Raw genomic sequence first — 11,683 nt, 5'->3', positions numbered from 1 at the left:
GTCAGATGCTCGATGGAGCCGGCCATGAAATCGGCAATCACCGCATCGAGCGGCACGCCGGAACCGGTGATCAGAATGCCCGTCTGCCCGGTCGCGCGGAAGGTGCACTTCATCTCGCGCGAACGCATGGCGGCGTCCAGTGCCAGTGCCGTGTACATCTTGCCCGCAGAACAATCGGTCCCTACAGCCAGCACGCGTTTGCCGGTGCGTTTTACGCCGCTGGCAATCGGATAGGGTTCGGAAGGAATACGCACGTCATGCAGGCTGCGGCAGGCAGTGTGCGCGGCCTGAACCAGATCGGGCGCGTCACGCAGCAGGTTATGCAGGCCCGAAGCCACGTCGTACCCCATCTCCAGCGCCCGGATCAGCACGCTGCGCCAGGATGCGGCAATTGTCCCGCCGCGATTGGCAACCCCGATCACAAGGGTCTTTGCCCCTGCCGCCTGCGCCTCTTCCAGCGTCATGTCCTGCAACCCCACAGTCGCATTGCACCCGTCCATGCGGAACTGACCAACGGCATTTTCCGGCCGCCAGTCCCTGATCCCCTGGGCCACTTTGGCCGAGAGCTGGTCCGGCGCGTCCCCGAGGAACAGCAGATAGGGTGTTTCGATCATGGGCTTATCTCCGTCATTTCTGCTGCACTCTGACGCGGATCGCGCGCAATGACATCGCTTTTAGCGCGCGATCCCGGGCATCTGTGCAAAAATATTCTGCAATCCGCTTCGTTTGCTCAAAATTTCCGCGGCGATCCGGCCGCGCGCAGAAATGCCTCCATGCTGCAGGCGCGAAATGCACTTGCAGCATGGAGCGTAATTTAATATCAGCCACGGGAGCGCAACCGTAATTATATTACCCAAGGATCCGTTATGAGCTTTCGCCTTCAGCCTGCCGCCCCGGCCCGTCCCAACCGCTGCCAGCTTTTCGGGCCAGGATCACGGCCAGCGCTGTTCGCGAAAATGGCAGCCTCTGCGGCGGATGTGATCAACCTCGATCTTGAAGACAGCGTCGCCCCCGGCGACAAGGACGCCGCGCGCGCCGGTATCATCGCCGCTATCTCAGAGGTGGACTGGGGCAACAAATACCTCAGCGTGCGCATCAACGGGCTCGATACGCCCTGGTGGTACCGTGATGTTGTCGATCTGCTGGAACAGGCCGGCGAGCGGCTGGATCAGATCATGATCCCGAAAGTGGGCTGTGCTGCAGATGTCTATGCGGTCGATGCACTTGTCACCGCCGTTGAAACCGCCAAAGGCCGCAGCAAAAAGATCAGTTTTGAGGTCATCATCGAATCCGCCGCCGGCATCGCCCATGTTGAGGAGATCGCCGCAAGTTCCCCCCGCCTGCAGGCCATGAGTCTTGGTGCCGCGGACTTCGCCGCCTCCATGGGTATGCAGACCACCGGCATCGGCGGCACGCAGGAAAACTATTTCATGGTACGCGAGGGCGATAGATACTGGTCCGATCCCTGGCACTGGGCCCAGGCCGCGATCGTGGCCGCCTGCCGGACCCACGGTGTGTTGCCCGTCGATGGCCCCTTTGGAGATTTTTCCGACGACGAGGGGTTCCGCGCCCAGGCGCTGCGCTCCGCCACGCTCGGCATGGTCGGCAAATGGGCCATTCACCCCAAACAGATCGCACTGGCCAACGAGGTTTTCACCCCGTCCGAGGACGCCGTGGCCGAGGCCCGCGAAATCCTCGCCGCAATGGAAGAGGCCAAAACCCGCGGCGAAGGCGCCACCGTCTACAAGGGTCGCCTTGTCGATATTGCCTCGATCAAACAGGCCGAGGTGATCGTGCGGCAATCGGAATTGATCGCCGGATGACGCAGGATTGATTTGCCCCGCGCGTCCCGCCGTGCCTCTCTGACCGGATCAGTGAAGGAACGGATCATGCGCATCATATCGGCATTTATTGCGGCTTCCATGTTCCCCGCGGTTGCGTTTGCCGGTGACATCGCGCCGCGTGACGGCTGGGTCGTGATGGAAACGACCCGCGATCACGCGACCCTGATGGCCGATCTTAAAAAGGCCGTAAGCAGAAACGGGATGGGCGTCGTAACCCAGGCGGGACCCACAGCCGCTGCGCGCGGTCGCGGCATCGAGATACCTGAAAATCGCGTCGTCGGGGTCTTTAATAATGATTTTGCGGTGAAAATTCTGAACCTCTCAACGGCGGCGATGATCGAGGCGCCTGTACGCTTTTACGTGACCGAAGCGGAAGACGGCACCGCGACGCTCTCTTATAAAAAACCGTCATTCGTTTTTGCGCCCTATGTCGATGAAGGCGGCGCGGCGCTGGAAGCACTGGTGCGTGATCTTGACGCGCGCTTTGAGCTGATCGCAGCCGATGCCACAAAACAGGTGGCGCGGATCACGCGCGCTCGTCCTTAGGCGAGCCCATGACAACATATGAGGTCATTGAGCGCACCTGTGGCAGCGCGCCGAGAACATCGGTATGAAAATGTTTGTAGGAGGGCAGATCAGCGCATTCCACCCGCAGCAGATATTCAATGGTGCCGGTGATGTTGTGGCACTCGCGCACCTCAGGCGCACGCGCGATGGCACGCTCAAAGGCCTCCTGGCTCTTTTTAGAGTGATCGCCCAGCCCCACGCCCACATAGGCCACAAATCCCGCACCCATCGCCGCCCGGTCAAGCACCGCACGGTACCCTTTGATCAGACCGCTGCGCTCCATTTCCTGCACCCGGCGCAGACAGGCAGACGGGGATAATCCCACGCGATCTGCCAGTTCAATATTGCTGATGCGCCCATTGGCTGTAAGCTCGCGCAATATTTGTTCTGATTTTGGATCCAGTTCCGGCATATATTGCGAAATTATCCGCATTTTGTCCAACTTTGCAACCCTGCAGCGCTGCAAACAGGCAATTGTTGCAGGCATGACAGCTGACCTTCTTATCGCCCTCGCCACGTTTGCATTTGTAAGTTCCGCGACACCCGGACCCAACAACCTGATGCTGATGGCGTCGGGCGCAAATTACGGGTTTGTCCGGACGGTGCCTCATATGCTCGGAATATCTGTCGGCTTTTCGGTGATGATCATCGCCGTGGGGGCCGGCCTCGTGCAGATATTCGATGCCTGGCCGCTCAGCTATCAGATCCTCAAAGTGCTCTCAGTTGTTTATATGACCTGGCTTGCTTTGAAGATCGCGCGCGCTGCACCGTCCAGCGCCGCAGATGCAAAGGGCCGTCCGATGACGTTCCTGCAGGCTGCAGCATTTCAGTGGGTCAACCCCAAAGCCTGGGCCATGGCACTCACGGCTCTCTCCGTCTACGCGACGGACGCGACGCTGACCGCCTTCGCGGTCGTGGCGGTGGTTTTCGGCATCGTCAATCTACCGGCGATTACAATGTGGACCGCTCTTGGTCAGCAGATGACGCGCCTTCTGACCAGCCCGGGGCGCCTGAGGGCCTTTAACCTGACGATGGCTGCGCTGCTGATGGCATCGCTCTGGCCGGTACTGGTGCAGGGATAACGCGCGCCGGACTTTGACCTTACGTCGGCCTCTGGCCGTTGCATTGCCCTGGAATCAGCGGCATATAATCGCAGAGCACAAGCGGAGCGCTCCTGATGACCCAGTATATGGACTTCGAAAAACCTCTCGCCGAGATTGAGGGGAAAGCCGAAGAACTGCGCGCGCTCGCGAGGGCCAACGCCGAGATGGATGTGACCGAGGAGGCTGCCGCGCTTGATACCAAAGCGCGCGCCATTCTGCAGGACCTCTATAAATCTCTCTCCCCCTGGCGCAAATGCCAGGTGGCCCGACACCCCGAACGCCCGCACTGCATTGACTATATCAACGCGCTTTTTACGGATTACACGCCGCTCGCCGGCGACCGGAACTTTGCCGATGACCACGCGGTGATGGGTGGTCTGGCCCGCATCGGTGACAAGCCGGTGATGGTGATCGGGCACGAAAAGGGCAATGACACCAAATCCCGCATAGAGCGGAATTTCGGCATGGCCCGGCCCGAAGGCTATCGTAAGGCGATCCGGCTGATGGATCTGGCGGATCGCTTTGATCTGCCCGTGGTGACGCTGGTGGACACGCCCGGCGCCTACCCCGGCAAAGGCGCCGAAGAGCGCGGACAGTCCGAGGCCATCGCGCGCGCCACAGAAAAATGCCTGCAGATCGGCGTGCCGCTTGTCTCGGTGATCATCGGAGAGGGTGGCTCGGGCGGGGCTGTGGCCTTTGCAACGGCCAACCGCGTCGCGATGCTTGAGCATTCTGTTTATTCAGTGATCAGCCCCGAGGGCTGCGCCTCGATTCTGTGGAAAGATGCTGAAAAAATGCGCGAAGCGGCCGAGGCGCTGCGCCTGACCGCACAGGATCTCAAAAATCTTGGCGTCATCGACCGGATAATCGCGGAGCCTATGGGCGGCGCACACCGCGATCCGGCAACCTCCATCGCATCGGTCGGCAAAGCGATCGAAGCGATGCTCGAAGATCTTTCTGGCAAAGAACGCGACGCACTGATCAGCGACCGGCGGCGCAAATTTCTCGGTCTCGGCAGCAAGGGCCTCGCCGCCTGACCGCTCAGCTGGCGAGCATCCTCAACCCCTGCGTAACGTCAGAGCGGACTGCGAGCCGCAGCCCGGGCTCGTCGCCCGCCCGCAGTGCCGCGATGATCAGACGGTGAAACTGCGGCGGTTCGGTCTTGCGCAGCTTGCCGTAAAGAGCGCGCATGGTGGGGCCAAGCTGCAGCCAGACGGTCTCTGCCATGGCGAGCATCGCCGGCGCCTGAGCGCGCAGATAAAGCGTGCGGTGAAACTCCAGATTGGTCCGGATATAGCTGACGGCATCGCGGTGTGCGACCGCCTCGGCGACTGCGGTGTTGATGGTCTGCAACCGTTCGATCAGCGCCATATGTGCCCGTGGCAGTGCCCGGCTGGCCAGTTCCACTTCAATCAGCGCGCGCAGTGCGGCAAGTTCTTCGATACGTTCGTTACTGAGTTCGGGCGTTGATATCCGTCCCGAGGATGACAGCGTCAGCGCCCCTTCAGCCACGAGTCGCCGTACCGCCTCGCGCGCAGGCGTCATCGAGACACCATAATCCCGGCCGATCCCGCGCAGTGTCATCGGCTGCCCGGGTGACAGATCACCCTGCATGATGCGCGTGCGCAGGGTCCGGTAAATCCGGTCGTGGGCGGCGGGGGCAGCATCGGCCGGGCGGGGGTTCAGGTTCATACTCCTTTTGTGATCACGCCTTATCCGCCCGTCAAGCCATTTTTGTGATCACACCTGCAACACCTCTCCGGCCGGGAATGGGATCAGATGTTGAAGCGATACCGGTGCAGGTCGGCCCCATGCTGCCGCAGCCAGCGGCGCGGCGCGGCATATTCCCCGTGAATCCGGCGCACACCGTCCCAGAATGCGGCCGAATGATTCATCTCCGCCAGGTGAGCGACCTCATGGGCCGCGACATAATCCAGCACCTCAGGGGGCGCCAGAATAAGACGCCAGGAATACATCAGCCGCCCGTCACTACTGCACGAGCCCCAGCGCGAGCGGGTATCGCGCAGGGTAATCCGGTCATAGGACCGTCCGAGCCGTTCGGCGTAATGATCCGAAGCGTCTGCAAGGCGCGCCCGTGCGATTTGTTTCAGGTGGCCCTCAAGCCTGCGGCCAGTGCGTGCGGCGGCCCCCGGCACGCGCACTTCGCCCGGGGCAAAACTGACCCGCCGTCCTGAGCCCGCGACAACCCTGTGCAACTGTCCGCCGATGGGCAGTTCCGCTCCGGGGGCTACAGCCACATCACTGCCGCGCGCGTCGAGATGGCCGCGAATCCACGTTTCTTTTTCGCGGGCAAAGCTGATCGCCTCGGCCTCGGGAACCCGTTTCGGCAGGGTAAGCGTCACCCGGCCGTCAAGCTGCGAAATGCGCAGCGAAATCCGCTTTGCCCGCGCAGAACGGCGCAGGATAAGGGAAATGGGCGGGTCGCCCTCTAAAATCACGTCCGACATAGCGTCTCTCAGTCTGCGGCACAGGCGCGGCGGGTCTTTACAGCCACCGCCTCATATGGCACTTGGCCGGAATCATCTACACCTGAACCACAAATGCAAAGGGGGTTTTTCATGCCCAAAGAAGAATGGGGAACGAAGCGCCTCTGCCCCACAACCGGCAAGCGTTTCTATGATCTGAACGCCAACCCGATCGTCAGCCCCTATACGGGCGAAGTGGTCGAGGTGGACATGTCCAAATCACGGATGATCGCCGCAGATGCCGAAGACGCCGTATCGGCCAAGGCAAAAGCGAAAAAAGAGGAAGAAGAAGAAGTCGTTCTTGACGATGAGGACGACGTGGATGTGGATCTGGATGATGATCTGCTCGACGACGACGAGGATGACGACGACAACGTGCCGCTCGAAGAGATCGCGGACGTCGCAGCTGACGACGACGACAGCTGATCTGTTGAAAAGACGTGTGGCGGGGGTACTTTTACGCTTGATCCCGCCCCGCGTTGCGCCTAATACCCGGCGCACCGGATTCAGATATCCGACCCTTTAGGGGCCTTAGCTCAGCTGGGAGAGCGCCTGCATGGCATGCAGGAGGTCAGCGGTTCGATCCCGCTAGGCTCCACCAAACCTCCGCCGCCACTCTGACAGATGCCATCAGCGCCCGTCCCTGTAGGGCAGCAGCAGCGCATAGAGTGCAGCGTTATTTGGCGCGGGAACACCTGCCTTCTTCGCAAGACGGGCCGCTGCTCCCGAAACCCAGTTAATCTCCAGCGGGCGGCCGTGCTCCAGATCAATGGCCGTTGACGCCCGCAATTGTGGCGGCATACCCGCCATTCTCTCCCAGAGCTGCTCCACGAGGTCATCCGGCAGCGCAACGCCACGGGCTCGACCGACCGCCGCCGTTTCGGCCATAACGTTGCGATAGAGCTTGCCAAGCTCAGGTGTTCCGGTGATTTCTGCGACAGTGCACCGCGCAGCAGCCGTGATCCCCGAAACCGCCGAGAATAATACGAACTTGGTCCAGACCTCCCGCTCAATATCATCTGTTTCGGGTGCTTCTGCTCCTGCAGCACTGATCGCGGCGCGCAGTGCATCGATCCGTGCTGATGGCGCGCTGTCGCGTTCAGCAAAGGTGAACCGGTTAAACGCGCCGGTCTGCCGGATCACGCCGGGGGCCGCAATCGTCGTTGATACGCCGGCCGTCCCGTTCGCCACGTTTTGCGCGGGCAGGATTGCCGCAAGTCGCTCTGCCGCCTCGACACCGTTGAGGAACGGCACGACCACCGTTTCGGGACCCAGCATCGGTTTGCAGCCCTCTGCCGCTGTTTCCAGCGCATCGCCTTTTACGCCAAAGATGATGGCATCCACCGGACCCACCTCTTCAGGGGTGTCGGTTGCTTTCCAGGGGGTCAGCGTTTCGGAGCCTTCGGACGTTTCCAGCACGAGGCCGTTTTTCCGGATCGCCGCGAGGTGATCGCCGCGCGCGATGGTTGCGACCTCATGGCCGGCGCGCCCCAGTCTGACGGCAAGATACCCGCCGATGCCCCCTGTCGCCATCATCGCTATGCGCATGTCTTTTTCCTCAAAACCATGGATTCGTGTTTCAGAATACCGTGCAGGGGGCATTTGTTAAGAGTGCGCCGGCCGGCCTACCCGTGAAGAGCCGCTACGGTTTTCAATGAAGAGAAGCCATAGAGCGCCTCGAAGCCTTTTTCGCGCCCGTGCCCTGAAAGCCCGGTGCCCCCGAAGGGCAGTTCCACTCCGCCGCCTGCACCGTAGTTATTGAGAAAGACCTGACCCGCCCGCAACGCCCGCGCCAGCCGCATCTGCCGCGCGCCGTCCCGCGTCCAGACGGAAGCCACCAGCCCGTAGCCGGTGTTATTGGCGATGCTCAGTGCCTCCGCCTCATCGTCAAAGGAGATGATAACCTGCACCGGGCCAAAGATTTCCTCCTGCGCCAGCACGTGCCCTGGCGGCACCCCGGCAAACAGTGTGGGTGCTACCCAGGCGCCGTTTTCCGGCAGATCACCGGGCAGCTCTGCGCGTGCGGCCACTTCAAGACCGGCACCTTTCTCAAGATAGCCCTCCACGATGCCTCTCTGCCGGTGCGAGATCAGCGGGCCGACGTCCGGGTCGTTCATCGCAGGGCCGACGGTGAGCGCCGCATAGCGCTCAGCCATAGCGCTCACGACCCGGTCATACACCCCGCGCTGAACGAGGATACGCGAGGCAGCGGAGCAGGTCTGGCCCGCATTCTGGATCCCCGCGTTCACCAGAAACGGCAGGGCCGCGTCGATGTCAGCATCATCAAAGACGAGCTGCGGAGATTTGCCGCCGAGTTCCAGCGTCACCGGCACCACATTCTGAGCCGCAGCCTGCTGCACCAGCCGGCCTGTCGCGACCGATCCGGTGAAGGAGATATGCTGCACGCGCGCGTGCCCGCTGAGTGCGGCACCCGCCTCGGCCCCCCTGCCCGGCACCACATTCAGCGCTCCGTCGGGCAAACCGGCACAGCGCATCAGCTCCCCGAAGGCCAGTGCCGTCAGACAGGCCTCTTCTGCCGGTTTAAGCACACAGGCGTTGCCCGTTGCCAGCGCCGCACCGACCGAGCGTCCGATGATCTGCATCGGGTAATTCCATGGAATGATGTGCCCGGTGACGCCCTGCCGTTCGCGCAGGGTATAGACAGTGTAGCCATCAAGATAGGGGATCGTGGCGCCGTGCACCTTATCTGCAGCGCCTGCGTAAAACTCCATATAGCGCGCGAGGGCCGCCACATCTGCACGCGCCTGGGTGAGCGGTTTGCCTACATCCAGCGCTTCAAGTTCTGCGAGGTGACCGGCATGTTCCAGCACCAGCGCCCCGGTGCGTGCGAGCACCCGGCCGCGCTCTGCTGCAGTCATACGCCCCCATGGGCCCTCAAGAGCCGCCTCCGCTGCCCCAACGGCCCGGTCGATATCTGCCGCTGTCCCTGCCGCCACGGCACAGAGCGTGCTGCCATCGGACGGATTGATCAGATCCAGCGTTTCGCCGGCATCAGGCGGCCCCCAACGGCCCCCGATCAGGCAGTGACCCGGGTCTGAATCCATCGGTCTGAGTGTCATCGTTTGTTCCTCCTGCGGGCTGTTGCCTCCACTCTGCCCCGCCCGCGTTTGCGCTGCAACGTTGCGTACGTGCCTGCAGATGCCCCATCGACTCCCGGCGCGCAAAGGCGTAACGAGCCCGCAACAGCGGCGCGACACCGCCCGCAGACGGCCCTGCCGGCCGCGCAGATGACAGGACAATTTCGTGATAGAGACACTCTCCCAGGCCCTGACCCGACAGGGTTATGACACGCTGACGCCGGTTCAGGAGGCTGTCACAGATCCCGCGCTGAATGATGCAGATCTGTTGGTTTCCGCCCAGACTGGCTCCGGCAAAACAGTGGGGTTCGGGCTCGCTATCGCGCCCACACTGCTCGGCGACAAGACGCATTTCGGCCCGGCGGGCGCCCCCCTCGCGCTGGTTATCGCACCCACGCGCGAGCTTGCCATGCAGGTCCGCCGGGAGCTGACCTGGCTTTATTCTGATGCCGGTGCCGAGGTGACCTCCTGCGTCGGCGGCATGGACCAGCGCAGCGAACGGCGCGCGCTTGATCGTGGCGCGCATGTTGTTGTGGCCACGCCCGGGCGCCTCTGTGATCACATCAAACGCGGCAATATCGACCTGTCGGAGATCCGCGCCGTGGTGCTGGATGAGGCCGACGAAATGCTCGATCTGGGATTTCGCGAGGAGCTGGAGTTCATCCTCTCCGAAGCTCCGGAGAGCCGCCGGACGTTGCTCTTTTCCGCGACCGTGCCGACGGCCATCGCGAAACTCGCCAAAAGCTACCAGAAAGACGCGCAGCGCATCACGACGCAGGGCGAAGCGCGCCAGCACGCCGATATCACCTATCGCGGGCTCACCGTGCATCCGCGCGACGCAGAAAATGCGATCATCAACGTGCTTCGCTTTTACGAGGCGCGTAATGCGATTGTGTTCTGCAACACCCGTGCGGCAGTCGCACGCCTGACGGCCCGACTGACCAACCGCGGGTTCTCTGTTGTGGCGCTTTCGGGTGAACTGACGCAATCCGAACGCAGCAATGCGCTGCAGGCCCTGCGCGACGGGCGCGCCCGCGTCTGCGTGGCCACCGATGTGGCCGCGCGCGGCATTGACCTGCCCGATCTCGAACTGGTCATCCATGCCGATCTGCCGTCAAATTCCGACACGCTGCTGCACCGCTCAGGGCGCACGGGACGAGCGGGCCGTAAAGGTGTCTCCGCGCTGATCGTGCCGCCGAAAATGCGTACCAAAGCGCATCGCCTTGTGGGCTGGGCGAAGTTGCAGGAGGTCGAATGGGCAGCCGCCCCCACCGCCGCCGAGGTGCGCGAACGGGACGAGGCCCGGTTGCTGGAAGACCCCGCCTGGTCGGAGCCCGTGCCCGAAGATGCGGAGGAGCTTGTGACAACGCTTGCTGCGCGTTTCAGCCCGGAACAGCTGGCCGCGGCTTTCGTGAACCTGCGCCAGGCAAAGCAATCCGCGCCTGAGGAACTGACCGATCCGGATGTTCCCGACGACCGGCCGCGCAAGACCTTCGGACCTTCGGTCTGGTTTACGGTCAGCATGGGGCGCAATCAGGGAGCCGAGCCGCGCCGTCTGCTGCCCCTCATCTGCCGTCGCGGCGATCTGACCAAAGATGACATCGGTGCAATCCGCATCCGGGATGACGCGAGCTTTATCGAAGTGCTGGCCAGCCGCGCCGATGCACTGGAAGCCGCCACAGGCCCGGAAATGATCCTCGAAGACGGTGTGACACTGGCGCGGGCCGACGGCCCGCCCGCGGATACACGCGGCACCGGGCGTCCGGGTGGCAAACCGGCTGGCAGGCCCGGCGGCAGGCCGGCTGGTCGTCCCGCCGGGGCAAAACCGCGCAAACCGCGTGACGACAGCCCCGCCTATAATCCTGATGCAGCACTCGCCCGGGATCCCGCGCCAAAAGCGGAGCGCGCGAACGACAAACCTGTGGCAGCGCCAAAAGCGGACCGTAAGCCGTATAAACCCGCCGCGGCCCCCAAGGGCAAAAAACCACCAAAGTCACACAAAACCGAGCGGTCCCCGATGAAGCCCGGGGCGGCGCCGAAGCCAAAGAGCGACCGTACGCCCCATGCAGAGCGCAGTAAGGCCCCGCGTACCAAAGCAGTCTGGACAAAGGAAAACCGCGAGGCCGCAAAAACCGCGCGCTCTGAACGCACCGGTGCCGACGCCCCGGCTGCAGACCGCAAGCCCCGCAAACCATCCGGAAAACCCGGCAAGCCAGCAGCTAAGCCCGATAAAACCACCCGCAACAAACGCGCGGCCGATACATCGAAAAGGTTCGTGCCCCCGCACAAACGCGGCCAGAAACAGCAGCGCGGCCCATCCGCCACGCCACGCCGCAAACCCTGAGGACAAAGCCTGATGTCAGGCGGTGCCGTAGACCGCCCGCGCTTCGGCAAAAGAGAGAAGACGCCGCTGGCTTTCGTCCCACAGATGCAGCCGCGCACAGGCAATGCTTTCGGCGATGCCCAGGCGTTGCGCGCGGGCGAGGTCGCCGTGGTCGCGCAATACTTCCGTCAGGCGGTAAAACGGAATGCGGCAGTAGAGGTGGTGCACGTGATGAATGCCGATATTGGCGGTGAACCACTGC

The 11,683-nt window shown here is 62.7% G+C and carries 14 protein-coding genes and 1 tRNA gene; 7 read left to right on the top strand and 8 right to left on the bottom strand.

Annotated elements, in window-relative coordinates; genetic code table 11:
- A partial coding sequence (locus Q0M35_RS13605) for a DUF1611 domain-containing protein (protein ID WP_295316204.1) occupies positions 1 to 614 on the bottom strand: 614 nt, incomplete at its 3' end.
- A gap of 13 nt (positions 615 to 627) precedes the next feature.
- Positions 628 to 828 (bottom strand): hypothetical protein, encoded by a 201-nt coding sequence (locus tag Q0M35_RS13600; protein WP_295316202.1) that lies wholly within the window; start codon positions 826 to 828, stop codon positions 628 to 630.
- A 38-nt stretch (positions 829 to 866) separates the two neighbouring features.
- On the opposite strand from Q0M35_RS13600, the gene Q0M35_RS13595 reads away from it, so the two are divergent.
- Positions 867 to 1,823 (top strand): L-malyl-CoA/beta-methylmalyl-CoA lyase, encoded by a 957-nt coding sequence (locus Q0M35_RS13595; protein ID WP_295316200.1) that lies wholly within the window; start codon positions 867 to 869, stop codon positions 1,821 to 1,823.
- A gap of 66 nt (positions 1,824 to 1,889) precedes the next feature.
- Positions 1,890 to 2,390: a DUF302 domain-containing protein gene (locus Q0M35_RS13590; RefSeq protein ID WP_295316198.1), complete on the top strand. Its 501-nt coding sequence runs from the start codon at positions 1,890 to 1,892 to the stop codon at positions 2,388 to 2,390.
- Here the strand turns inward: Q0M35_RS13590 and Q0M35_RS13585 are convergent.
- A complete protein-coding gene (locus Q0M35_RS13585) occupies positions 2,371 to 2,823 on the bottom strand; it encodes an Lrp/AsnC family transcriptional regulator (RefSeq protein WP_295316206.1) in 453 nt (150 codons plus the stop codon). The two genes, Q0M35_RS13590 and Q0M35_RS13585, sit on opposite strands and share 20 nt — an antisense overlap.
- A gap of 73 nt (positions 2,824 to 2,896) precedes the next feature.
- Here Q0M35_RS13585 and Q0M35_RS13580 point away from each other — a divergent pair, with 73 nt between their 5' ends.
- Positions 2,897 to 3,493 carry a LysE family translocator gene (locus Q0M35_RS13580; protein ID WP_295316196.1) on the top strand — a complete coding sequence of 199 codons (597 nt, stop codon included), beginning with the start codon at positions 2,897 to 2,899 and terminating at the stop codon, positions 3,491 to 3,493.
- Between the two features lie 95 nt (positions 3,494 to 3,588).
- Positions 3,589 to 4,551, top strand: a complete 963-nt coding sequence (locus tag Q0M35_RS13575) for an acetyl-CoA carboxylase carboxyltransferase subunit alpha (protein ID WP_295316194.1) — start codon at positions 3,589 to 3,591, stop codon at positions 4,549 to 4,551.
- 4 nt (positions 4,552 to 4,555) lie between these two features.
- Here the strand turns inward: Q0M35_RS13575 and Q0M35_RS13570 are convergent, their stop codons facing one another.
- Entirely contained in the window at positions 4,556 to 5,206 is a 651-nt protein-coding gene (locus Q0M35_RS13570) for a GntR family transcriptional regulator (RefSeq protein ID WP_295316192.1), read from the bottom strand.
- Positions 5,207 to 5,289: 83 nt separating this feature from the next.
- On the bottom strand, positions 5,290 to 5,982 hold the full coding sequence (locus tag Q0M35_RS13565; RefSeq protein ID WP_295316190.1) for a SprT family zinc-dependent metalloprotease: 693 nt from the start codon (positions 5,980 to 5,982) through the stop codon (positions 5,290 to 5,292).
- Between the two features lie 111 nt (positions 5,983 to 6,093).
- Here Q0M35_RS13565 and Q0M35_RS13560 point away from each other — a divergent pair, with 111 nt between their 5' ends.
- Positions 6,094 to 6,426, top strand: coding sequence for a TIGR02300 family protein (locus tag Q0M35_RS13560; RefSeq protein WP_295316188.1), 333 nt, complete (start codon positions 6,094 to 6,096; stop codon positions 6,424 to 6,426).
- 99 nt (positions 6,427 to 6,525) lie between these two features.
- A tRNA-Ala gene (locus tag Q0M35_RS13555) sits at positions 6,526 to 6,601 on the top strand.
- Between the two features lie 29 nt (positions 6,602 to 6,630).
- Here the strand turns inward: Q0M35_RS13555 and Q0M35_RS13550 are convergent.
- Both Q0M35_RS13550 and Q0M35_RS13545 read right to left on the bottom strand, forming a co-directional pair.
- Entirely contained in the window at positions 6,631 to 7,548 is a 918-nt protein-coding gene (locus Q0M35_RS13550) for a 2-dehydropantoate 2-reductase (RefSeq protein ID WP_295316186.1), read from the bottom strand.
- Positions 7,549 to 7,625: 77 nt separating this feature from the next.
- Positions 7,626 to 9,080, bottom strand: coding sequence for an aldehyde dehydrogenase family protein (locus tag Q0M35_RS13545; RefSeq protein ID WP_295316184.1), 1,455 nt, complete (start codon positions 9,078 to 9,080; stop codon positions 7,626 to 7,628).
- A 184-nt stretch (positions 9,081 to 9,264) separates the two neighbouring features.
- Here Q0M35_RS13545 and Q0M35_RS13540 point away from each other — a divergent pair, with 184 nt between their 5' ends.
- A complete protein-coding gene (locus Q0M35_RS13540) occupies positions 9,265 to 11,442 on the top strand; it encodes a DEAD/DEAH box helicase (RefSeq protein ID WP_295316182.1) in 2,178 nt (725 codons plus the stop codon).
- 15 nt (positions 11,443 to 11,457) lie between these two features.
- On the opposite strand, the gene Q0M35_RS13535 is transcribed toward Q0M35_RS13540, so the two are convergent.
- A partial coding sequence (locus tag Q0M35_RS13535; protein WP_366519664.1) for a fatty acid desaturase occupies positions 11,458 to 11,683 on the bottom strand: 226 nt, incomplete at its 5' end.

Origin of the sequence: Roseobacter sp., assembly GCF_024639605.1 — a bacterium.
GTDB lineage: Bacteria > Pseudomonadota > Alphaproteobacteria > Rhodobacterales > Rhodobacteraceae > Roseobacter.
The sequence above is the reverse complement of the archived record's forward strand: the minus strand, read 5'-3'. Positions and strand labels throughout refer to the sequence as shown.